The organism is Streptomyces sp. NPDC052299 (genome assembly GCF_040679335.1).
Taxonomy (GTDB): Bacteria; Actinomycetota; Actinomycetes; order Streptomycetales; family Streptomycetaceae; genus Streptomyces.
This window is the reverse complement of the sequence record NZ_JBFAUP010000006.1, coordinates 39530-62244: the sequence shown is the minus strand read 5'-3', so window position 1 is coordinate 62244 and position 22715 is coordinate 39530. Positions and strand designations below refer to the sequence as shown.

The following is a 22715-nucleotide window of genomic DNA, read 5'->3' as shown; positions in this document are numbered from 1 at the left end:
CTAGATTGTCGGCTTGTCGCACCAACAGCCTTACGAGGACGGTCATATGAGCGCCGACGCACCCGCCCCTGACGCCAGCGAGCTCAGGAAGCGCATCGACACGACGAAGGCGCATCCCGCGCGGGTCTACGACGTCTTCCTCGGCGGCAAGGACAACTATCCGGCCGACCGCGAGGCCGCTGCCATGGCGCTGGCCGCCAATCCGCGCGGCTACCTCACCGTGCGGCACAACCGGGACTTCATGCGGCGGGCGGTGACGCTCGCCACGAGCGACGGCATCCGGCAGTTCCTGGACGTCGGCACCGGGCTGCCGACGCAGGCGAACGTGCACCAGATCGCGCAGGGCATCGCGCCCGAGTCGCGCGTGGTCTACGTGGACAACGACCCGGTGGTCCTCGTGCACGCGCAGGCCCTGCTCACCAGCGGCCCCGAGGGCCGCACCGACTACATCGAGGCGGATCTGCGGGAGCCGGACCGGATTCTGGCGGCCGCCCGCCGGACGCTCGACTTCGGCCGGCCGGTCGCCCTGGTCCTCGCCGCCGTGACCCACTTCATCGAGGACGAGACGGCCTACCCGGTCGTGAAGCGGCTGGTCGACGCGCTGGCCCCCGGCAGCGTCCTCGTCCTGAGCAATGTCAGCTCGGACCTCAACCCGGAGCAGGTCGGCAGCATCACCAAGGGCTTCAGGGAGCGCGGCTTCGCCATGGTGCGGCGCTCGTACGCCCAGATGGAACGGTTCGTCACCGACAACGGCCTGGAACTCCTCGAACCCGGCATCGTCCCCGTGCACCGCTGGCGCCCCGAGCACGTGGTGGACCTGCCGGAGGCCGAGAACCCGGACCCGGAGTTCGTGGCGGGCCTGGACGAGCTGGACCGCACGCGCTACCAGGACATCAACGACGTCACCGACGCCGACGTCAGTGTGTACGGCCTGGTGGCCCGCAAGCACTGATCACTCGACGACGTGCCGGCCCTCGGGCTGCGCGCTGCACGACGCCTTGAAGGAGCAGTGGCCGCAGTGCTGGCCGGTCGTCGGCGTGAAGCGTTCGTCCAGGACCCGCCCCGCCGCGGTCGCCAGCAGGTCGGAGACCCACTCGCCGTCCGGCGGCGCCTGCGCCTGCACCTTGGGCGCGGCATCGCCGCCCTCCTTCTTGGGCGCGGCCTGGCGCAGCTGTACGAGTTCGGCGCCGCCGGGCTCCGGCCGCGTACCGCCGAAGGCGTCGTCGACCGCGCCCTCCCGTACCGCCAGCTGGTAGACGGCGAGCTGGGGGTGCCGGTGGACCTCGTCCCTCGTCGGGGACTGCTTGCCGGTCTTGAAGTCGACCACGTAGGCCCGGCCCTCGGCGTCCCGTTCGACGCGGTCCATGGAGCCCCGGATGCGCACCTCGTACTCCCCGGCCGCCAGCGTCACGTCGAAGTCGTGCTCGCTGGCGACGGGGGTGCGCCCCGCCCGGTCCATGACGTGCCAGCGCAGGAAGCGTTCGAGGGCGGCGCGGGCCTGCTCCTTCTCCTGGCGCGACTTCCAGGGGGCGTCGAAGACGAGCCCGTCCCAGACCGAGTCGAGCCGTTCCATGAGGACGGCCAGATCGGCGGGCGTACGGCCGGAGGCCACCTCGTCGGCCAGGACGTGGACGACGTTCCCGAAGCCCTGGGCGGCGCTCGCGGGCGCGTCGGCCTTCACCTCGCGGCCCAGGAACCACTGGAGCGCGCAGGTGTTGGCGAGCTGGTCGAGCGCACTGCCGGAGAGGGTGACCGGCTGGTCCCGGTCGCGCAGCGGCACGGCCGAGCGGGTCGGTTCGTACAGGCCCCACCAGCGGTACGGGTGCGCGGACGGTACGAGCGGCTGGCCGTCGTCGTCGGTGAGCGCCGCGAGCCGGGCGAGGCGGCGGGCGGCCTCCCCGCGCAACGCGTCCGACGCGGCCGGGTCGACCGTGGTGGCGCGCAACTCGGCGACGAGCGCGGCGACGGACAGCGGGCGGCGCGGGCGGCCGGTGACGTCACGGGGTTCGACGCCCAGCTCGGCGAGGAAGCGGGAGGGCTGGTCGCCGTCGTCGGCGGGGGCCTTGACCGCCGTGACGACCAGGCGCTCGCGGGCCCGGGTCGCCGCCACGTAGAACAGCCGCCGCTCCTCCGCGAGAAGGGCGCCCGGCGTCAGCGGCTCGGCGAGCCCGTCGCGGCCGATCCGGTCCGCTTCGAGGAGCGAGCCCCGGCGGCGCAGGTCCGGCCAGAGCCCTTCCTGGACGCCCGTGACGACGACGAGGCGCCACTCCAGGCCCTTGGAGCGGTGGGCGGTCATCAGCCGGACGGCGTCCGGGCGGACCGCGCGGCGGGAGAGGGTGTCGGCCGCGATGTCCTGGGCGTCGACCTCTTCCAGGAAGTTGAGGGCGCCCCGGCCGCCGGTGCGTTCCTCGGCGCGGGCGGCGGTCTCGAACAGCGCGCACACCGCGTCGAGGTCGCGGTCCGCGTTGCGCCCCGCGGTGCCCCCGCGCAGGGCCGCCCGCTCCAGCCTGCCCGGCCACGGGGTGCCGGACCACAGCTCCCACAGGGCCTCCTCGGCGGTGCCGCCCGCCTCCAGGAGCTCGCGGGCGGTACGCAGGAGCGCGCCGAGGCGCTGGGCGCCCCGGGCGTACGCCGGATCGTGCGTGACCAGGCGCTCCGGTTCGGCGAGCGCCCGGGCCAGCAGTGCGCCGGAGGGCGCGGGGACCTTGTTCCCGGCGGCGCGCTCCTCGTCCCGCAGGGCACGGCCGAGGCGGCGCAGATCGGCGGCGTCCATCGCGCCGAGGGGCGAGGCGAGCAGGGTCAGCGCGGTCTCGGTGTCGAGCCAGGGGGCCCCCGCCTCGTCGGAAGCCGTGCCGCGCACCGCCGCCTCCGCCACCGCGCGCAGCGCCGTCAGGAGCGGGCCGACCGCCGGTTCGTGGCGCAGGGCCAGGTCGTCGCCGTCGACCTCCAGCGGGACGCCCGCCGAGGTCAGGGCCCGGCGCAGGGAGGGCAGCGTGCGGCCTCCGGCGCGGACGAGCACCGCCATCTCGGACCACGGCACCCCGTCCTCCAGGTGCGCCCGGCGCAGCAGGTCCGCGATGTTGTCCAGCTCCGTGGAGGCGGTCGGATAGGTGTACGCCTCGACGTCGCCGCCCTCGCGGACCGCGCGCAGCTCGCGGTGGGCGCGGACCTTCGCCGACGGCAGCCGGGTGAGCGGCATGCGACGGGTGAGCAGCCGGGTGGCGGCGAGCAGCCGGTCGCCGGAGCGGCGCGAGGTGGTGAGGACGCCGACCGGGGCGGGCGCGCCGTCCGCGCGCCGGAACGTCTCCGGGAAGTCGAGGATGCCGTTGACGTCGGCGCCCCGGAACGCGTAGATCGACTGGTCCGGGTCACCGAAGGCGATCAGGTCCCGCCCGCCGCCGCCCCCCGGGTTGCTGCCCCGGTTGCCGGCCAGCGCGTGCAGGAGCCGCACCTGGGCGGGGTCCGTGTCCTGGTACTCGTCCACGAAGACCGCGTCGTACGCCCCCGCCAGCCGCGCCGACACCTCGGGGCGCTCCGCGAGCAGCACCGCGCGGTGCACCAGCTCCGCGTAGTCCAGTACGCCCTGGGCGTCCAGCACGTCGAGGTATTCGGCGAGGAAGCGGGCGGCTGCGCCCCAGTCGGGGCGGCCGGTGCGCCGGGCGAAGGCGGCGAGGGCGTCCGGGCCGAGGCCCAGCTCACGGCTGCGGGCGAGCACCGCGCGCACCTCGTCGGCGAAGCCGCGCGTGGTCAGGCAGGCGCGCAGCTCGTCGGGCCAGCTGATGTGCGGGCGGCCCTCCTTCTCCAGTTCGAGCTGGCCGGCCAGGAGGTCGCGGACGGTCACGTCCTGCTCCGGGCCGGAGAGCAGCCGCAGCGGGTCCGCGAAGAGGTCGGCGTCCTGGTGGGCGCGGACGAGGGCGTAACAGAAGGAGTGGAAGGTGGTGGCCTGCGGTCCCCGGGCGGCGCCGAGCCGGGCGGCCATCCGGTCGCGGAGTTCGACGGCGGCCTTGCGGCTGAAGGTGAGGACCAGCAGGCGGGCCGGGTCGGCGCCCCGGGCGACGCGCGCGGCGACGGCTTCGACCAGCGTCGTCGTCTTGCCCGTACCGGGTCCGGCGAGAACCAGGAGCGGGCCGCCCGGGTGGTCAACCACCGCGCGCTGCGCCGCGTCCAGGAGAGGGGGCTCCACCGAACCCGGCAGGGTGCGCACCAGCCGGTACGGGCCCGTGGTCCCCGGCCGTGCGCGACGGTGAGGACTGTGCCGGGTGGTGGAGGAGGTGCTCACGTGGGTTCGCCGGTCCTGGTGGGTGTACGGGTGGTGAGGGCGCGGCGTCCGCCGCGAACTGAAGACGCTACTCCGGCGCGCCCGCCGAATGCGGCGGGACGGCTGCGGGGATCGTCACGTTCTTCCGGCCGCACGGTCCCGGACGGCCGTCGGCGCCCGGGGGCCCGGGGCGCGGCCGGACCGCCGCCCGCCCGGCACCGGGCCGCGCGCCGCGCACCGTACGGAGCCGGATCCGCCCGTTCCGCCTCCCCATGGCCGAAGCTGTCAGGTGTGAGCTCCCCCACCGCCGCCCGTCACGCCGTCCCATCGCGCGCGCCGCATGTCCAGGCGCGGGAGGTGGCCCTCCGCGCTCGCGGGGGCCTCGCGCAGCGGGGTGTTCTCCGCGCGGTAGTGGTCCAGGGCGCGCAGCTCGTGGCCGGGCAGCAGCCTGCCGTCGGCCCGTACCACACGCCACCACGGCACCGCGCTGCCGTACAGCGCCATGACCCGGCCGACCTGGCGCGGGCCGCCCTCGTCCAGCCACTCCGCGACGTCGCCGTACGTCATGACGCGGCCGGGCGGGATCAGGTCGGCGACGTCGAGCACGCGCTCCGCGTACTCCGGCAGCGCGTCGCCCGTCGGGTGTTCGCTCATCCGCCCCATCCTGCCTCACCCCACCGACAGTCCCGGCCGCGCCGTGTTCGCGCGCACACGGAGCGTGCGCACGGCGGGAAAGGAGCGTATGTTGCGCATCGCACGCCCCCGCATCGCACCCTGATGCCCCCTTGCGCCCATCGGCCGTGCCACCATCATGCGGGCGGTGACCGGTGATACGAGAACACGAAGACCAATCAGAGGCGACGAAGGAGCAGGGCGTGCAGCCACCGAAGGCGGCCGACGCCTCCGATGCCGAGCCGCGTCCGGACAGCCCCCGGCGGGAGCCGGGCACGGACGCGGAGACCCTGGCCGGATCGACCCTCGCCGGCTCCGGGACGTCGCAGGCCGAGCGCGTCTCCGGTGACGAACCGCTGCTGCCCGCCCGGGTGCACCGCCCCTCCGACCTGCTGCGCCTGCTCATCGGGGTGCTGGCGGTCGTCGTGCTGTTCTCCGTCGCCGCCTTCGCCCACGGCACCACCACCGGTCTCGAAGAGGACATCAACAAGGGCACGGGCCAGGCCCCCGACCTGGTGATCAAGCTCGCCGGGCTGGTCTCCAGCATCGCCGTACTGCTCGTCCCGGTCGCCTTCGCCATCGAGCGGCTGATCAAACGCGACGGGCTCCGGATCGCCGACGGGGTGCTGGCCGCGGTGCTGGCGCACGGGGTGACGCTCGCCGCGGACCTGTGGGTCGCCAAGTCCGCCTCCGGCACCATCCGGGACGCGCTGACCCAGCCGCAGCCCGGCGACGTGGTCACCGATCCGGTGCACGGCTACCTCGCGCCCGTGATCGCGTACATGACCGCGGTCGGCATGGCGAGACGGCCGCGCTGGCGGGTCGTGCTGTGGGTGGTGCTGCTGCTGGACGCCTTCGCGATGCTGGTCGGCGGCTACACGACCCCGTTCTCCATCGTGCTCACGGTGCTCATCGGCTGGACGGTGGCGTACGGCACGCTGTACGCGGTCGGCTCGCCGAACGTCCGCCCGACCGGCCAGCACCTGATGGCCGGTCTGCGGCACGTCGGCTTCCGGCCGGTGACCGCGATGCGGGCGGACGACGCGCCCGACGCCGGCGACCAGAGCGACCGGGGGCGCCGCTATCTGGTCTCCCTGGAGGACGGGCCACCGCTGGACGTGACCGTCGTGGACCGCGAACAACAGGCCCAGGGGTTCTTCTACCGGGTGTGGCGCAGGCTCACCCTGCGCGGCATCACCCAGCGGCGGTCCATCCAGTCGCTGCGCCAGGCCCTGGAGCAGGAGGCGCTGCTCGCGTACGCGGCCATCGCCGCCGGGGCCAACGCGCCCAAGCTCATCGCCACCTCCGAGCTCGGCCCGGACGCCGTGATGCTGGTCTACGAGCACATCGGCGGCCGGACGCTGGACGCCCTGGAGGACGCCGAGATCACCGACGATCTGGTGCGCGGGGCGTGGGAGCAGGTCAAGGCCCTCCAGTCGCGCCGGATCGCGCACCGCAGGCTCACGGGCGACGCCATACTGGTGGATCGTTTCGGCACGGTGTTCGTGACCGACCTGCGCGGCGGCGAGATCGCGGCCGGTGACCTGGTCCTGCGGATGGACGTCGCGCAGCTGCTGACCACCACCGGGCTGCGGGTGGGCCCCGAACGGGCCGTGTCCGCCGCGCTCGCCGTGCTCGGCCCCGACGCGGTCGCCGACTGTCTGCCCCTCCTCCAGCCGATCGCGCTCAGCCGCTCCACCCGGGCGCAGCTGCGGAGGCTCGCCCGGGAACGCTCGCAGCGCGAACGCGAGGCCGTCCTCGAAGCGTCGGACGCGGCCAAGCGCGCCCGGGCCGAGGGCGCGGAGCTGTCCAGGAAGGGCGACCGCAAGAACGCGCGCAAGTCGCTGCGCACCGAGAAGCAGGCCGAGAAGCGGGCCATGGACGACGCCCTCGAAGAGGCGCGCGAGGAGGATCTGCTCTCCCAGATCCGCCGGGAGGTCCTGCTGATCCGCCCGCAGGCGCCGGTCGAGCCGGTCCGCCTGGAACGCATCAAGCCGCGCACCCTGATCAGCTTCATCGCCGGTGCCATCGCCGCGTACTTCCTGATCTCACAGGTCACCGAGGCCGACTTCGGGGCGGTCGTGGAGCAGGCGGAGTGGGGCTGGGTGGCCGCCGCGCTCGGCTTCTCGGCGCTGAGTTACGTGGCCGCCGCGATGAGCCTGCTCGGCTTCGTGCCCGAGCGGGTGTCCTTCGGCCGGACCGTCCTCGCGCAGGTGGCCGGGTCGTTCGTGAAGATCGTGGCCCCGGCGGCGGTCGGCGGGGTGGCGCTGAACACCCGGTTCCTCCAGCGGTCCGGGGTCCGCCCCGGTCTCGCGGTGGCGAGTGTGGGCGCGTCCCAGCTGTTCGGGCTGGGCTGCCACATCCTGCTGCTGGGCGCCTTCGGCTATCTGACCGGCACCGAGAAGACGCCGTCCTCGCTCACCCCGTCCAGGACCGTGATCGCCGGGCTGCTGACGGTCGCCGTGCTGGTCCTCGTGGTCACCGCCATCCCGTTCCTGCGGAAGTTCGTGGTGACCCGGGTGCGGTCGCTGTTCGCCGGGGTCGTGCCCCGCATGCTCGACGTGGTGCAGCGCCCGCAGAAGCTGCTCACCGGGATCGGCGGGATGCTGCTGCTGACCGGTGTCTTCGTGATGTGCCTGGACGCCTCGGTCCGGGCGTTCAGCGGACCGGACACCCCGCACCTCAGCTACGCGAGCATCGCGGTGGTCTTCCTCGCCGGCAACGCGCTCGGCTCGGCCGCGCCGACGCCCGGCGGCATGGGCGCCGTCGAGGGCGCGCTGACGCTGGGTCTGATCGCGGTCGGGCTGCCGAAGGAGGTCGCCGCCCCGGCGGTGCTGCTGTTCCGGCTGATGACCCTGTGGCTGCCCGTCCTTCCCGGCTGGCTGTGCTTCAACCACCTCACCCGCAAGGGGCAGCTCTGAACCCCGGGCGCTGACCGGGAGAGCCTGCGTGCACGGGCCACCCACTTGGACCGGCACCCCGTGCGCGTGCCCCGGCGCCACCGCAGCATGGAGCGATGAGGACCTCCCCCGCCCTGCGCGCCGCTGCCCTCGCCGCCACCGTGACCGTGCTGCTCCCCCTCGCCGGCTGCGCGGACGGGGGTGACAAGGAAGCCACCGGCCCGACGAGCCAGGCCCGCGCCGCGAACGCCACCACCGGCAGCCCGTCGTCCGGCCTCGCCTCCCAGAAGCTGACGTGGAAGAAGTGCCCCGCGCCCTCCCAGGCCCAGGGCGGCGGAAACCCGCCGTCCCCGCTGCCCGGCGGGGCGAACTGGGAGTGCGCCTCCATGAAGGCCCCCCTCGATTACGCGAAGCCGGACGGCGACACCATCGAGCTGGCCCTGATCCGCGCGAAGGCGGTCAGCACGGAGAAGCGGATCGGCTCGCTCATCTTCAACTTCGGCGGCCCCGGCGGCTCGGGCGTCGCGACCCTGCCCGCGTTCGGCACGGCGTACGACAAACTGCGCGCCCGGTACGACCTGGTGAGCTTCGACCCGCGCGGCGTGGGGAACAGCGACGGCGTCGAGTGCGAGACCGACAAGCAGTTGGACGCCCGCTACCAGGAGGACGGCACCCCGGACGACGCGGCGGAGGAGAAGGCGTTCGTCCAGGACACCAAGCGGTTCGCCGCCGCCTGCGAGAAGCGGTCCGGCGAGCAGCTTCCGTACGTCGGCACCACCAACGCAGCCCGCGACATGGACCTGATGCGCCAGGTGCTCGGCGACGAGAAGCTGTACTACTTCGGCATCTCGTACGGCACCGAGCTGGGCGGCGTCTACGCGCACCTCTTCCCGAAGAAGGTCGGCCGGGCGGTCCTGGACGCGGTGGTCGATCCCACCGAGGACGCCGAGCAGTCCTCGCTGAGCCAGGCCAAGGGCTTCCAGCTCGCGCTGGACAACTTCACCGAGGACTGCGCGGACCGGGGCGACGCCTGCAAGCTGCCCGGCTCCGACGCGAAGGAGATCGAGCAGGGCATCGCCTCCCTGCTGGACGAGCTGGAGAAGAAGCCCATCAAGGGCATCGGCGCCCGCAAGCTGACCGAGACCCAGGCCACCACCGGCATCGCGGCGGCCCTCTACTCCAAGGAGACCTGGCCGCTCCTGGAACAGGGGGTGGACGAGGCCGACGGCGGAAACGGCTCCCTGCTCCTGGCGCTCGCCGACTCCCTCAACGGCCGCTCCGCGAACGGGCGCTACGACAACTCCGCCGCCGCCTACTCCGCGATCAGCTGCGCCGACTCGCGCGAGCGGTTCACGCTGGAGCAGACGAAGGCGAAGCTCCCCGAGTTCCGCGACGCCTCGGCGGTCTTCGGGAACTACCTGGGCTGGGGCCTGATGGGCTGCACCGACTGGCCGGTCAAGGGCACCTGGAAGACCCCCGACGTCAGCGCGCCGGGCTCCGCCCCCATCCTCGTCATCGGCAACACCGGCGACCCGGCGACCCCGTACGAGGGCGCCAAGGCGATGGCCGACGAGCTGGGCGAGGACGTCGGCGTGCAGATGACGTACAAGGGCCAGGGCCACGGCGCGTACAACAGCGGGGACGCCTGCGTGCAGAAGGCGGTCGGCGGCTATCTGCTCGACGGCCGGACCCCGGAGGCCGGGACCGTCTGCGGCTGAGCCCGCGCGCGGCCCCCCTACGATGGGCGAACTGCCGTACGGGCAGCGCTCGACGGGGAGGGAACGCACACGTGGTCGCACACGCACGGGCCGGGGCACTGGCCGCCGCCGCACTGCTGCTGACAGGGGTGCTCGCGGGCTGCGAGGACGGTACGGACGACAAGCCGGGCGGGCGGGCGGACGACGGCGCCGCCTCGTCGCCCGCCTCGCAGCGCCTGGACTGGACCGGCTGCGAGGCCCCCGAGGGCGGCGAGGCACCGGGCTCCGAGTGGCGCTGCGCGACGGTGCGGGTGCCGCTGGACTACGCGAAGCCGAAGGGCGACACCATCGGCATCGCCCTGATCCGCAAGGAGGCCACGGACAAGTCCAAGCGCCTGGGCTCGATGCTCTTCAACTTCGGCGGGCCCGGCGGCTCCGGCGTCTCGATCCTGCCGCGCGCGGCGGCCGGGTACACCACCCTCAACTCCCGTTACGACCTGGTGGGCTTCGACCCGCGCGGGGTGGCGCAGAGCGCCGGGGTGCGGTGCCGCGACGACAAGGCGCAGGAGAAGGCGTACCAGAATGTGGACATGACCCCGGACACCGCGGCCGAGGAGGCGGCGTTCATGGCGGACGGCGCCGACTTCGGGGCCGGCTGCGCACGCCTGTCCGGCAAGGTCCTCCCGTACGTCGGCACGACGAACGCCGCCCGCGACATGGACCTGATCCGCCAGGCCCTGGGGGACGAGAAGCTGACGTACTTCGGCATGTCGTACGGCACCGAGCTGGGCGGCACGTACGCCCACCTCTTCCCCAAGCGGGTGGGGCGTACGGTCCTGGACGCGGTCGTCGACCCGACCGCGGACTCCACCGGGCACGCGCGCAACCAGGCGACCGGTTTCCAGCGGGCCCTGGAGAACTACCTCGAGGACCGCGGACAGGACCCGAAGGCGGGCACCCGGAGGATCGCGGCGCTGCTGAAGCGGATCGACGCCGAGCCGCTGCCGACCGGCACGGACCGCGAGCTCAACGAGTCGCTGGCGATCACCGGCATCGTGACCCCCCTCTACTCCGAGGACAGCTGGCCCACCCTCACCCGCGCCCTGGACGAGGCCGAGGCCGGCAGCGGCGCCCTGCTGCTCCAGCTCGCCGACTCGTACAACGGCCGGGACGAGAACGGCCACTACGACACCCAGAACCACTCGCAGCGGGCCATCTCCTGCGCGGACAGCAAGGCGCGCCCCACGGCGGCCGAGGCGAAGGCGCTGCTGCCAGAGTTCGAGAAGCTGTCCCCGGTCTTCGGGCCGTTCCTGGCCTGGGACACGGCCGGCTGGTGCTCCGGCTGGCCGGTGGCGGGCGAGCACGACGACCCGGAGGCGAGCGCTCCGGGCGCCGGTCCGGTCCTGGTCGTGGGCACGACGGGCGACCCTGCCACGCCCTACGAGGGCGCCCGCCGGATGGCGGACGAGCTGGGCGAGGGCGTCGGTGTGCTGCTCTCCAACAAGGGCGAGGGGCACGGCGCGTACGGCGGCAACCGCTGTGTGACGTCGGCCGTGGACGCGTACTTCCTGGACGGGAAGGTCCCGGCGGACGGCACGACCTGCTCGTAGCGGCGCCCCGGAACGCCGAAGGGGCCGGCCCGCGTGATGCGGACCGGCCCCTTCGGGACGCTCTAGTAGACCGGCTTCTCGGGCTCGATCTGGTTGACCCAGCCGATCACGCCGCCGCCCACGTGGACCGCGTCGGCGAAGCCCGCCGACTTGAGGACCGCGAGGACTTCCGCACTGCGGACACCCGTCTTGCAGTTCAGGACGATGCGCCTGTCCTGCGGGAGGTCCTGGAGGGCGTTGCCCATCAGGAACTCGTTCTTCGGGATCAGCCGGGAGCCCGGGATCGCGACGATCTCGTACTCGTTCGGCTCGCGGACGTCGATGATCTCGATCTTCTCGTCGGCGTCGATCCACTCCTTGAGCTGCTTCGGAGTGATGGTCGAACCGGCCGCCGCCTCCTGGGCCTCCTCCGACACGACGCCGCAGAACGCCTCGTAGTCGATGAGCTCGGTGACGGTGGGGTTCTCGCCGCAGACCGCGCAGTCGGGGTCCTTGCGCACCTTGACCTGGCGGTACTGCATCTCCAGGGCGTCGTAGATCATCAGCCGGCCGACCAGCGGGTCGCCGATGCCGGCGAGCAGCTTGATGGCCTCGTTGACCTGGATCGAGCCGATGGAGGCGCAGAGCACACCGAGGACGCCGCCCTCGGCGCAGGACGGAACCATGCCCGGCGGGGGCGGCTCCGGGTAGAGGCAGCGGTAGCAGGGACCGTGCTCGGACCAGAACACGGACGCCTGGCCGTCGAAGCGGTAGATCGAGCCCCACACGTAGGGCTTGTTCAGCAGGACCGCGGCGTCGTTGACCAGGTAGCGGGTGGCGAAGTTGTCCGTGCCGTCCACGATCAGGTCGTACTGGGAGAAGATGTCCATCACGTTCTCGGCTTCGAGCCGTTCCTCGTGAAGGACCACCTTGACCAGGGGGTTGATGCCCTGGACGGTCTCCTTGGCCGACTGGGCCTTGGACTTGCCGATGTCGCCCTGGCTGTGGATGACCTGGCGCTGCAGGTTCGACTCGTCGACCTCGTCGAACTCCACGATGCCGAGCGTGCCGACACCGGCGGCGGCCATGTACATCAGGGCCGGCGAACCGAGGCCGCCGGCGCCGACACAGAGCACCTTCGCGTTCTTCAGCCGCTTCTGCCCGTCCATCCCGACATCCGGGATGATCAGGTGGCGGGAGTACCTGCGGACCTCGTCGACGGTGAGCTCAGCAGCTGGCTCGACCAGGGGTGGCAGCGACACAGGAACCTCAACAATGCAGGTGGTCGGTTTCTACGTACTTCGACTACGTACGGTTGTTCTTCCCGTAACACTGCCACGCCCCCTCTCATTCCGAGATACCGGGTCCGATCCGCGAGACGATTTCGTCCCAGTACCTGGGCAGTGCCGCGAATGGGTCGCTTTGTCCGTCGCCGTTCCGGCCGTTCCCCGGACCGGACCGGCCGCCGCGGTCGGTGAAGAAGATCGTCCCGGCGCCCTGCCAGCGGGCGATGCGCATCGCCTCCTCCAGATGCGTCCGCGGAACGCCGTGCACGAAGTGCGCGAAGCGGCCGGGCGGATAGGCCGCGGTCCACTCCGCCACCTGCGACCAGCGGTAGTCGCTCCACGCACCCCGGAACGTGACGAGCTGGTCCCCCGTCTCCGCGTAACCGGGATACGGATGGGTGTCGTGCCCCAGCACGAGGTGCCCGTGGTCCTTCCCGAGGAAGGCCCGCAGGGTGCCGGTGAGCCGTCGGACGGCCGGCAGCTCGGCGCGTCCGGCCGGACAGCGGTCCAGGTAGAAGCCGTCCACCCGGTACCAGTCCAGATAGGACCGGGCGTCGGCGAGCAGTTCTCCGAACGGCCGGGTGCCGTGGGCGAGGTCGAGCTGTCCGAGCAGCCGGCCGCCGGACGCCCGTACCGCGTCGAGCGGGTCGCCCTCGCGCAGTGCGCGGGCGCGGGCGTTGCGCAGCCGTCCGGCCGCCTCCAGACAGTGCGGGTCGGGCCGGCTGCCGGGGCCGTTGTCGATGTTGAGGACGGCCCAGTGCAGCGGGGTGCCGGGGCGGGTCAGCTCGGCCCACTCGGCGGGGGCGAGCAGCGGGTGGGCGTATCCGGGGACCCCGACTCCGAGCCGGTCGGCGCCGCTGCCGCGCCGGGCGGTGCCGGTACTGGTCAGATACGGCACGCCGCCTCCATCCAGATGTCGGCGAGCGATTCCTCCAGGTTGATCCGGGGGCGCCAGCCGAGCCGGTCCCGCGCGGTGCGGACGTCGGCCTGCTGCCAGGCGCCGCAGCCGTCCGGGTACGGGGACGGGGTGGCCGAGAGGTGTTCGATGACCGACTCGGTGGAGGTGCGGGGCGCGCCGATGGGGAGGCGGGCGGGGGGCGTGTCCAGCTCGTGGAGCACTCCGGCGTATCCGGCGACCTTGGCGAGGACGGCCGCCGCGTCGCGCAGCCGGACGGCCCGGCCGGTGCCGATGTTGACGACGCCCTGCGCGGCGGAGAGCGAGGCGGCGTGGACGGCCCGCGCCACATCGCGCACGTCCACGAAGTCCCGCTGCACGCCGAGGCCGCTGAGCTTGAGCTCGCCGTCCCCCGCCTGCATGGTGCGGCGCATCGCCTCGGCGAGCCGGCCGAGCGGGGAACCGGCCGGGGTGCCGGGGCCGACCGGTGAGAAGACCCGCAGGACGACCGCGTCGAGGCCGGAGCCGAGGACGAGCTCGGTGGCGGCGAGCTTGCTGACGCCGTAGGGGCCGCCGGGGCGCGGGATGGCGTCCTCGGCGGTGGAGGACCCGGGCTGGGACGGCCCGTACTCCGACGCGCAGCCGACCTGGACCAGGCGGGCGGTGCAGCGGCTGCGCCGCATCGCCTCGCAGACGGTGGCGACGGCGACGGTGTTGTGCCGGGTGAGGTCGCGCGCGCCACCCCGGGTCGCGCCGGCGCAGTTGACGACGACCCCGGGGTGGACGGCGTCCAGGAAGCGGGTGAGCGCTCCGGGGCTTCCGGTCGCGAGGTCGAACCGGACGTCGGCGTCGTCGCCGCGGCCGAGGGCCGTGAGGTGGACGGCGGGGTCGGCGAGCAGCCGGTCGGCCACGAACCGGCCGATGAATCCGTTGGCTCCGAGCAGCAGCACCCTCATCGCGCACCGCCCCGGCCTGAGGGCCGACGGCGGGCTGCCGGTGCGGGGGATTGGCGGGTCATGTCGGTGTCTCCTTGAGGGCTGTCCCGTACGCGTCGCTGCGTACGGTTCGGGTGGTGACGGTCCGCGGCGTCGGCTCCGCGGGGAAGGGGGGCCGCCTCAGGGGGCGGCGTGGGCGGATGCCCGGGAGAGGGCCAGGACGGCGGTGATCAGCAGGCCGAACGCGGCGGTGCCGCAGGCCAGTACGGGCACGGCCCCGGGGCCCGCCGCCCCGATGAGGGCGTCGACGGGGCGGGCGACCGCGTCGAGCCCGGGCAGCCGCCCGGCCAGGATCAGGGCGGGAGCCGCCGCCTCCATCGCGCAGGCGGCGGCGATTCCGGTGGCGGCGGGTTCCGGGAAGCCGTGGACGGTCAGCAGGCGGGCCAGCAGGAGCAGCATCCCGAGGGCGGCGGCCCCGGCCGGCGAGCCGCCGGTGCCGAAGCCGAGGCGGGCCAGATACAGCAGTACGGCGAGGGCACCGGCGAAGAGCGCGACGACGCCGAAGAGCAGGGGGCGCGCGCCCGCCCCGAACTCCTCCAGCGCGTGGCTGCCGTGCAGGCGGCGGTGTGCGGCCAGGGCGAAGAGGTGGGCGCACCAGGCGGCCGGTGCCACCGCGACGGCGAGCCCCAGCAGGGGGGCCGGGGTCATCGTCCAGGGGCCCTCGGGGCCGCCGCTGAGGACCTGGTGGAGCAGGTCGTCGCCGTACAGGACGTAGCCGAGCAGCCAGCCGGCGCCGAGCGCGACGGCGCCGGACGACCCCCTCCCCTTCCGGGCGCTGAGCGGGCCGGTGCGCAGGGCGAGGGCGAGGCCGACGAGCGCGAGGATCGCCCCGGCGGAGCCGATGGCGAGGCGGGCGTCGCCGCCGAGGACCCCGTCGGTCAGCCCGAGCGCGACCAGGGTCGCGAGGCAGGCGGCGCCGGGCAGCAGGGCGCGCAGGGACCAGGCGGCGCGCGTGGTGACGTCGCGCGCCGGAGCGGGGCCGGTCGCGACGGGCTCCCCCGCGACCGCGGGGACCCGCGCGAAGAGCTCCTCGGCGAGCGAGAACACGTCGCGGTGCCGGTAGCGGGCGGCGGTGCGGTCGGTGACCCCGTGGGCCTCCAGTCCCGCTGCGATCTCCAGCGGGTCGACGGCCCGTTCGCACAGCTCCCGGTGACGGTGCATGAGCGCCCGCACCGGGTCGGCGGTCCCCCGCCGGCCGAGGGCCGCCTTGCGCAGGGCGGAGGCGGGGTGCGCGTGCGCCACTTCGGGGGCGCGCGCGGGCGCGTCCGCGGACGCGAGCTCCGGCGCGGATGCGGCGTCCCCCTGGTGGCCCTCGCGGCTCATCGTCATTCCTCCGTGGTGCTGTCCGCCCGGTACGGGGCCGGCCGTCTCGTGGCTACGCATCGCCGCTCCCGGCGCCCGCCCAGCTGGGGGTGCGGTCGCGGTCGGCGCGCTCCGCTCCCGCCGGCTCCGGCCAGTGGTCCAGGACGTGGGCCTCCGGCGGGGTGGCGAAGGGGCGCGGGCCGTCGTGCGGGGCGGGCTGGGGCCTCTCGCGCACCGGGGCCCGCGCGATCAGCTCCAGGTAGATCCCGTGGAAGGCGGCGAGATTCTGTTCGACGGTGAAGAGTTCGAGCGCCCGGGCGCGCGCCGCCGCGCCCAGGCGGGCACGGCGCTCGGGGTCGCGCAGGAGGGCGACGCAGGCGTCCGCGAGCGCCCGTGGGTTGCGCGGCGGGACCACGAGCCCCGTACCGCCGATGACCTCGACGACCGCGCCGACGTCCGTCGACACCGTGGCCCGGCCGCAGAACATCGCCTCGACCAGGCTGATCGGGAAGCCCTCGACCACGCTGGAGAGCACCACCACCCCGCCCGCCGCGTAGGCCTGGGCGAGCTCCGGGACCTCGGGCCCGCCGATCTCCTCGAAGCCGACCGCGTCCTCCTCGGGGAAGAGCTGGGCGGCCAGGTCGCGGCAGCGGGCCAGGTAGGCGGCGCCCGCCGGGCCCGGGGCCGGGGCGCCGATGATCCGCAGCCGGGCGTCCGGCTCGGCCAGGCGCACCTCGGCGAAGGCGTGCAGGAGGCCGGTCAGGTCCTTGGCGGGCTCGATGCGGCCGACCCAGACGAGCGTGTCGGGCCCGCCGTCGTCCTCGCGCTCGCCGAGCGCGGCGAACCGGGCCGCCTCCATGCCCGGGTACACGGTTTGCAGCTTCGCGGGGTCGGCGCCGCAGCGCTCCTGCCAGCGGCGGGCGTGGGTGTTGCCGGGGGTGATGAGCGCGGCCTGCCGGTACACCTCTGTGGCGAGCCGTCCGTGCAGGTTGGCGAGGAGGGCGCGCACCGGTGCGCCGGCCGGCGCGCCGCCCGACGCCAGGTAGTGGGCCCGCACCCGGACGGAGTGCTCGGTGACCAGCAGCGGCACCCCGAAGAAGCGTTTGGCCAGCAGACCCGGGAGCGCGGCGGCACCGCCCGCCGTCGCGTGGCAGAGGTCCACGGCGCCGAGGCCGTCCTCCTCGTACCAGTCGAGGGAGAGGGGGCGCAGCACCCGGTCCAGCTCGGCGGTGAAGGCGAGCAGGTCGGTGACGGTGGCGTTCTGCACGGTGCGTCCGGTGCCGGGTGCGCGGCAGGCGGCCTCCAGGATGCGCACGGCCGTCTCGGAGCGCAGGGCGGCGGGCAGCCCGCCGTATTCCCAGGCGAGTTCGGCGAGGCCGTAGAGGCCGCGGGTGAACCGCTCGTCCATGAGGCGGGTTTCGGCACCCTCTTCCGCGTGGCCCGTGCCCTTACGGCCGCGCTCCGGACCCGCGGCGGTGCAGACGGAGGCCGCGAGGTCAGCGAAGTGCGCGGCGAAGCGCCGCCGTTCGCGCCGGGCGTACATGCGCGCGCCCCCGCCGGTCAGCAGCCGGGCGAGCGGTCCCCGGGGGGCGTGGAGACCAAGGGCTTCCTCGTCGGCGGTCCACCGGGGTGCGGTGCGCACGCCGGCGACCTGGGGAGGGAGCCGGACCCAGCCGGCCGCCTCCTGTTCGGCGGAGCGGCTGAGCGCGAAGAGGTCGAACTCGTGCTGTGCGAGCCCGCGTACGAGCCGGTCGCACCAGAGCCTGGACTCACCGGTCGCGTACGGATAACCACCGTCGGTGAGCAGTCCGATCCGCACGAGCGCACCCCCGATCTCCCTTGTGAGCGGCCGCCGTTCCTTCGGCGACTCGCGGCGGGACGACCGTAAGCGGATACGCCGGTGGCGCGACGGACGGTTGTCCGTCGCGCCACCGAAAGGGGTGAACCGGCGTAACTTTCCCGGCGGAATAGCGTTCTGTCGCGCTAAGGCAACTGAGGGTTACTCAGTGGTGGGGTACACCCACGGGTTGGGGCGGCATTTGATGCCGTCGAGATCCAGCGTCTTGGTCTGCTGCTGCATGACCGGCGCGAGCGCGCCCTCCGTCCGGCAGCTCACGTGGTTGTGGCCGAGCCGGTGGCCGACCTCGTGGTTGATGAGCATCTGCCGGTACGCGTACAGCTTGTCCGGTCCGAAGGTGGCCGAACCCTGGGCCCAGCGGTAGGCGTTGATCATCACGCGCTCGGTGGCGGCCGAGTCGCAGGAGACGTTGTCCTCCATGGTGTCCAGGCCGGACTTGGCGCACCACGTGCCGGTGGTGCCGGGGCTGGCCAGCGTGATGACGAAGTCCGGATCGCCCTGGGAGATCCGTTCGAAGGTCATGTCGCCGTCGTGCGCCCAGCTCCGGTCGTCGTTGAGGGTCTTCTGGACGGCCTGGGCGAACAGCTGGGCGTCCAGCCCGAGGCCCTTCTCCACGTCGATCCGGTAGCGGTGGACCGTCCCCTTGCCGGGCGCCTCGGCGGAGCCGGGCACGGTCTCGAACTTCCCCGAGCCCGTCAGCGCCGGCGAGAGCGGATAGGGCTTGGCCATTTTCTGTTCATACGTAGGGGGCTTGACGGCCGCCGCCTCGGGCGAGGGGGTCGTACGGCTGTCCGAACGGGAGGCGTCGTCCGCGTCGTCCCGGTCGATCCCCGCGGCCTGCGCGGCACCGTTCCCCGAGGTGCTGTCGTGGGCGACCTGCCCGGCCACGACGACCGCGAGGACGGTGGTCACCGCGGCGGCCGCGACACCGGTGAACGTACGGCCCTTGCCGCCCTTGTTCGCCCTGGCCGGGACCGCTTCCTCGTCCTGCCGGGTCTCCGGCCCACGGGTGTCCCAGTCGGTGACGGAGCGGTACGGGTCCTCGGCCACCGGATCGCGCAGGTGCGGGGCGGGCGGGGCGGGCGGGTTGTCGAAGGCTTCGACGAACTCGCGCCGCGGGCCCGGTATCGGCGGCCGGGTGGCGGCGGGCTGCTGGTGGTGCGGGGGGCGCGGAGCGCCGGGGCGTACGCCGGGCGCGGTCCCCTGGAGGCCGGGGCGGGAAGGGGCGCGCATGGGGCCCGCGCCCCAGCCGCCGCCGGGTTCCCGCTGTTCGGGGTGGCCGCCGCGCACCTCGGGCGTTCCCCCGAAGGGTGCCGGTCCCGTTTGCCGTCTGCGCCGTCCGGTGCCGGCGACGGGCCGGGTGGCCTCGCGCCCCGCCTCGTCCGGCTCCGCCTGCCCGGTCGCGGGCGCGCTGGGCCCGGGGCCCCTCCGGCTGTGTCGTCCCACGCCCTGGATCAGCTCCCGCCGCATTCGTCGAGCAATTCCCGGAACGCCTGGGCGACTGCCTCCGGGTACTCCATCATCGCCACGTGCCCGGCATCGGGCAGTGTCAGCAGGCGCGCGTCGCGGAAGGCCGCGGACGCCCTGCGGGCCATCCGGAACGAGACGAGCCGGTCCCGTCCGCCGTACACCAGCTGGGTCGGCGCGAGCACCCGCTCGGCCTGGCGCCACAGCCCGTGCTGTCCGCCCAGCGTGTACGCGTCGACGATGCCACGGGCGGAACGCGCCATGGCGTCCCAGAAGTACGGCAGTTCCAGCCGGCGCTCCATTTCGGCCACCGCGTCGCGGAAGCCCGCCTCGGAGACCCGTGCCGGATCGCCGTAACAGAGTGCCATGACTCCGCGGGTGCGGTCCTCCGCGGTCCAGTCCCTGGAGAGCCGGGCGAACAGGGATGCGACGCCCGGCAGTGCGAGCAGGGCGGTCGGGGCGGCCGTGCGCTGCACCCGGATCTCCGGGAGCGCGGGCGAGATCAGCGTGAGCGTGCGCACCAGGTCGGGGCGGACCGCGGCGACCCGGGTGGCGACCGCGCCGCCCATCGAGTTGCCGAACAGATGGACCGGGCCGCGCTCCTGGGCGTCCAGGAGACGGATGACCGCGCGGGCGTGCCCGGTGACCGAGTAGTTGCCGTCGTCCGGGGGCGGCGAGTCGCCGAAGCCCGGCAGGTCGACCGCCTCGCAGTCGGTCAGGTCCTCGACCAGCGGCATCAGGGCCGACCAGTTCTGCGAGGAGCCGCCGAGGCCGTGCACGAAGAGGGCGGGCGGCAGCCCGGGGCCCCGGGACGGCCGGGAACGGACGGTGAGCGTCAGCCCGGGCAGCTCGACGGAGCGCAGCCGCTCCCCCTCCGCGACCCTGACGGCGCTCACCGTGGGTGACACCGCCGCGGCGGCGGCGCGGACTCCCGGCAGCTCGGTCGAAGACATGCGGCAATGTTACGAGATGATCACACCGGGGTTCATGTGTTCGCCGTCACACGATCGCATAGCGGCTTTACGGGGTACCTCCTAGGCTCGAACCGAGGAAGGGAGTCACCATGACGGTCGACCCGAGGGATCCGGAGACCTTCGAGGACGTCCAGCCGGACGAGCCCGACCAGGAGACGCCCGAGGCGGACGCCGCCGAGCAGCACACCGACCTCCGTCCGGAGAGCGACGAACCGCTCACGGACCTCGACCGCAGCGGCGCCAGCGAGGCGGACGCGGCGGATCAGGCCCGCGTGGTTCCGCAGGACGAGGACGATTACCGCTGATACGTCCCGCTCTGCGCACGAGGAGGGGCGATCTGCGGCTACCGCAGCCGTCCGGTCCGTGAAATTCTGCGTCCGCGCCGCGCATACCGGGGTTACCCAAAAGTACGATGTCGGTATGGCGCGGCACGTACGGAACGGCTGTGTCGGACCACGAATTTGGGAGGCGGCGTGACAGCCATCGAGCAGACCGAGGCGGCGCGCCCGCGGGGCACTCGCCTGCCCCGCCGCGCCCGACGCAACCAGCTGCTGGGAGCCGCGCAGGAGGTCTTCGTCGCGCAGGGCTACCACTCCGCGGCGATGGACGACATCGCGGAGCGCGCCGGGGTCAGCAAGCCGGTGCTCTACCAGCACTTCCCGGGCAAGCTGGAGCTCTACCTGGCCCTTCTCGACCAGCACTGCGAGTCGCTGCTCCAGGCGGTGCGCACGGCGCTGGCGTCGACCACGGACAACAAGCTGCGCGTCGCCGCGACGATGGACGCGTACTTCGCGTACGTGGAGGACGAGGGCGGCGCCTTCCGGCTGGTCTTCGAGTCCGACCTGACCAACGAGCCCGCCGTGCGCGAGCGCGTGGACCGGGTCTCGCTCCAGTGCGCCGAGGCGATCTCCGACGTGATCGCGGGCGACACGGGCCTGTCCAAGGACGAGTCCATGCTCCTCGCGGTGGGCCTCGGCGGGGTGTCCCAGGTGGTCGCCCGCTACTGGCTGTCGAGCCAGTCGGCCATCCCGCGCGACACCGCGGTCCAGCTGCTCACCTCGCTGGCCTGGCGCGGCATCGCCGGCTTCCCCCTGCACGGCATCGACCAGCACTGACCGCCCGGCGGCGTCCCGTGTTCGCTGCGGGCGTGCCCCGGGGAGCCCTGACGAGTCCCCTCAGCGGGCTAATGTGTGCTGCGTACGGCGCGTAGTGCGCAGGGACTGACCGTCGGAGGGACATAGCCGTGGAGGTCAAGATCGGGGTGCAGCACACGCCCCGGGAGATCGTTCTGGAGAGCGGGCTTTCCGCCGAAGAGGTCGAGAGCACGGTGTCCGAGGCTCTCGCCGGCAAGGCGCAGCTGCTCAGCCTCACGGACGAGAAGGGCCGCAAGGTCCTGGTGCCGGCCGACCGGATCGCCTACGTGGAGATCGGCGAGCCCAGCACCCGACGGGTGGGGTTCGGCGCGCTGTAGAGCGTACGAACGCGAGGAGCGGCCCGGCGGAGTTCTCCGCCGGGCCGCTCCTCATTCGGTGCCGGGGCCGGCTGTGCGTCGGCTGGGCGAAGCCTGTGCGCGGGAGGGTTGTGAGCGGTCGCTCACGGGTAGTACCAGCAGGACCGAAGCACCCGTTCCGCATATCTGCGAGGTGATCGTCCGTGATCCTGGAGACCTTGAGCGCCGTCGTGCTCGGAGTGGCCCTCTCCTGGGCGGCGCTGCGCTCGCTCCCCGGCCGGCTCCCGGCCCGCCGGACCGTGTTCGGCACGGGAGCGCTCGGCGGCCTGTTCGGCGCGTCCCTGATGCACTCGGTGCTCGGCCCGGGCCACGCGGCGGCCGTCGTGGTGGGCGCCGTGCTGATCGCCGCCGTGACGGTGTCCCTGCTGATCCGGCCCCGCAGCCGCCGGCTGAGCCGGTCGGCCGCCGCCTGACCCGTTCACGCGGCCGGCCCCGGCTCCTACGCGGCCAGCCCCAGCGCGGCCATGCGCTTGGTGTGCGCCTCGGTGATCCGGGAGAACATCCGGCCCACCTCCGCCAGGTCGAAGCCGTCGGCGACCCCGCCGACCAGCATCGTCGACAGCGCGTCGCGGTCCGCGACCACGCGCTGCGCCTGCGACAGCGCCTCGCCCATCAGCCGTCGCGCCCACAGCGCCAGCCGGCCGCCGACCCGCGGGTCCGCCTCGATCGCCGCGCGCACCTTCTCGACGGCGAAGTTGCCGTGGCCCGTGTCGTCCAGCACGGCCAGGACGAGCGAGCGGGTGTCGGAGTCCAGGCGGACCGCGACCTCCCGGTAGAAGTCGCTGGCGATCGAGTCGCCGACGTACGCCTTGACCAGGCCCTCCAGCCAGTCCGACGGTGCGGTCTGGCGGTGGAAGTCGTCCAGCGCGCGGGCGAAGGGCTCCATGGCGGCGGTCGGCTCGACCTCGATGGCGGTCAGCCGCTGGGTCAGCTGCTCGAAGTGGTGGAACTCGGCGGACGCCATCTTCGCCAGCTCCGCCTTGTCGGCCAGCGTCGGCGCCAGCTTGGCGTCCTCGGCCAGCCGTTCGAAGGCCGCGAGCTCCCCGTAGGCGAGGGCGCCCAGCAGATCCACGACGGCGGCCCGGTACTGCGGCTGCGCGGACGCGGTGGCCCAGTCCTGGTCGGCGATTCGGGTCGTCGCGGTGGCTTCGTTGGCGTTGTCAGGCGTCTCCATGCAGCGCAGAATAGCCCGCCCGGACGGCGGCGGAAGGTCCCGCCCGACGACCGACGTCACACCGTTCCGACGAATTCGCCCAACACAGATGCGCGGATCCGGGGTACAGTGGTAATGCGCTTACTGAGCACTTTGCAT

18 protein-coding genes are annotated in these 22715 nt (G+C 73.7%); 8 read left to right on the top strand and 10 right to left on the bottom strand.

Features of this window, described 5'->3' with window-relative positions; all coding sequences use genetic code 11:
- Window positions 1–46: 46 nt before the first annotated feature.
- The gene (locus AB0L33_RS12100; protein ID WP_365680260.1) at window positions 47–952 is read left to right on the top strand and encodes an SAM-dependent methyltransferase; all 906 of its coding nucleotides are present in this window, start codon (window positions 47–49) and stop codon (window positions 950–952) included.
- Here AB0L33_RS12100 and AB0L33_RS12095 read toward each other — a convergent pair whose 3' ends face one another.
- On the bottom strand, window positions 953–4279 hold the full coding sequence (locus tag AB0L33_RS12095) for an ATP-dependent DNA helicase (protein ID WP_365680258.1): 3327 nt from the start codon (window positions 4277–4279) through the stop codon (window positions 953–955).
- A gap of 264 nt (window positions 4280–4543) precedes the next feature.
- The gene (locus tag AB0L33_RS12090; RefSeq protein ID WP_365680255.1) at window positions 4544–4912 is read right to left on the bottom strand and encodes an MGMT family protein; all 369 of its coding nucleotides are present in this window, start codon (window positions 4910–4912) and stop codon (window positions 4544–4546) included.
- A gap of 221 nt (window positions 4913–5133) precedes the next feature.
- Here AB0L33_RS12090 and AB0L33_RS12085 point away from each other — a divergent pair, with 221 nt between their 5' ends.
- The 3 genes from AB0L33_RS12085 to AB0L33_RS12075 all read left to right on the top strand — a co-directional run bounded on the left by AB0L33_RS12085 (window position 5134) and on the right by AB0L33_RS12075 (window position 11137).
- A complete protein-coding gene (locus AB0L33_RS12085) occupies window positions 5134–7851 on the top strand; it encodes a lysylphosphatidylglycerol synthase domain-containing protein (protein ID WP_365680254.1) in 2718 nt (905 codons plus the stop codon).
- 95 nt (window positions 7852–7946) lie between these two features.
- Window positions 7947–9548 carry an alpha/beta hydrolase gene (locus AB0L33_RS12080; RefSeq protein ID WP_365680252.1) on the top strand — a complete coding sequence of 534 codons (1602 nt, stop codon included), beginning with the start codon at window positions 7947–7949 and terminating at the stop codon, window positions 9546–9548.
- A gap of 71 nt (window positions 9549–9619) precedes the next feature.
- Window positions 9620–11137, top strand: a complete 1518-nt coding sequence (locus AB0L33_RS12075) for an alpha/beta hydrolase (RefSeq protein WP_365680250.1) — start codon at window positions 9620–9622, stop codon at window positions 11135–11137.
- A gap of 62 nt (window positions 11138–11199) precedes the next feature.
- Here the strand turns inward: AB0L33_RS12075 and moeZ are convergent, their stop codons facing one another.
- From moeZ to AB0L33_RS12040, 7 genes are all read right to left on the bottom strand, one after another.
- Complete coding sequence (gene moeZ, locus AB0L33_RS12070; RefSeq protein ID WP_365680248.1) at window positions 11200–12378, bottom strand: adenylyltransferase/sulfurtransferase MoeZ; 1179 nt, start codon at window positions 12376–12378, stop codon at window positions 11200–11202.
- Window positions 12379–12463: 85 nt separating this feature from the next.
- The gene (locus tag AB0L33_RS12065; RefSeq protein WP_365680246.1) at window positions 12464–13300 is read right to left on the bottom strand and encodes a spherulation-specific family 4 protein; all 837 of its coding nucleotides are present in this window, start codon (window positions 13298–13300) and stop codon (window positions 12464–12466) included.
- Window positions 13288–14253, bottom strand: coding sequence for an NAD-dependent epimerase/dehydratase family protein (locus tag AB0L33_RS12060; protein ID WP_365680244.1), 966 nt, complete (start codon window positions 14251–14253; stop codon window positions 13288–13290). The genes AB0L33_RS12065 and AB0L33_RS12060 overlap by 13 nt, the downstream gene beginning before the upstream one ends.
- A 159-nt stretch (window positions 14254–14412) precedes the next feature.
- Window positions 14413–15615 (bottom strand): hypothetical protein, encoded by a 1203-nt coding sequence (locus tag AB0L33_RS12055; RefSeq protein ID WP_365680242.1) that lies wholly within the window; start codon window positions 15613–15615, stop codon window positions 14413–14415.
- A 52-nt stretch (window positions 15616–15667) separates the two neighbouring features.
- Window positions 15668–17413 carry a glycosyltransferase gene (locus AB0L33_RS12050; protein WP_365680240.1) on the bottom strand — a complete coding sequence of 582 codons (1746 nt, stop codon included), beginning with the start codon at window positions 17411–17413 and terminating at the stop codon, window positions 15668–15670.
- Between the two features lie 180 nt (window positions 17414–17593).
- A complete protein-coding gene (locus AB0L33_RS12045) occupies window positions 17594–18922 on the bottom strand; it encodes a DUF3152 domain-containing protein (RefSeq protein WP_365680238.1) in 1329 nt (442 codons plus the stop codon).
- The gene (locus tag AB0L33_RS12040) at window positions 18907–19872 is read right to left on the bottom strand and encodes an alpha/beta hydrolase (protein ID WP_365680236.1); all 966 of its coding nucleotides are present in this window, start codon (window positions 19870–19872) and stop codon (window positions 18907–18909) included. Before AB0L33_RS12040 ends, AB0L33_RS12045 begins: the two co-directional genes overlap by 16 nt.
- Before the next feature lie 110 nt (window positions 19873–19982).
- Here AB0L33_RS12040 and AB0L33_RS12035 point away from each other — a divergent pair, with 110 nt between their 5' ends.
- From AB0L33_RS12035 to AB0L33_RS12020, 4 genes are all read left to right on the top strand, one after another.
- A complete protein-coding gene (locus AB0L33_RS12035) occupies window positions 19983–20198 on the top strand; it encodes a hypothetical protein (protein ID WP_073964092.1) in 216 nt (71 codons plus the stop codon).
- A 168-nt stretch (window positions 20199–20366) separates the two neighbouring features.
- Complete coding sequence (locus tag AB0L33_RS12030) at window positions 20367–21008, top strand: TetR/AcrR family transcriptional regulator (protein ID WP_030915445.1); 642 nt, start codon at window positions 20367–20369, stop codon at window positions 21006–21008.
- 128 nt (window positions 21009–21136) lie between these two features.
- Entirely contained in the window at window positions 21137–21364 is a 228-nt protein-coding gene (locus AB0L33_RS12025) for a DUF3107 domain-containing protein (protein ID WP_185993000.1), read from the top strand.
- A gap of 182 nt (window positions 21365–21546) precedes the next feature.
- The gene (locus AB0L33_RS12020; RefSeq protein ID WP_365680233.1) at window positions 21547–21816 is read left to right on the top strand and encodes a hypothetical protein; all 270 of its coding nucleotides are present in this window, start codon (window positions 21547–21549) and stop codon (window positions 21814–21816) included.
- A 26-nt stretch (window positions 21817–21842) separates the two neighbouring features.
- On the opposite strand, the gene AB0L33_RS12015 is transcribed toward AB0L33_RS12020, so the two are convergent.
- Complete coding sequence (locus AB0L33_RS12015; protein WP_365680231.1) at window positions 21843–22577, bottom strand: ferritin-like fold-containing protein; 735 nt, start codon at window positions 22575–22577, stop codon at window positions 21843–21845.
- Window positions 22578–22715: the final 138 nt, after the last annotated feature.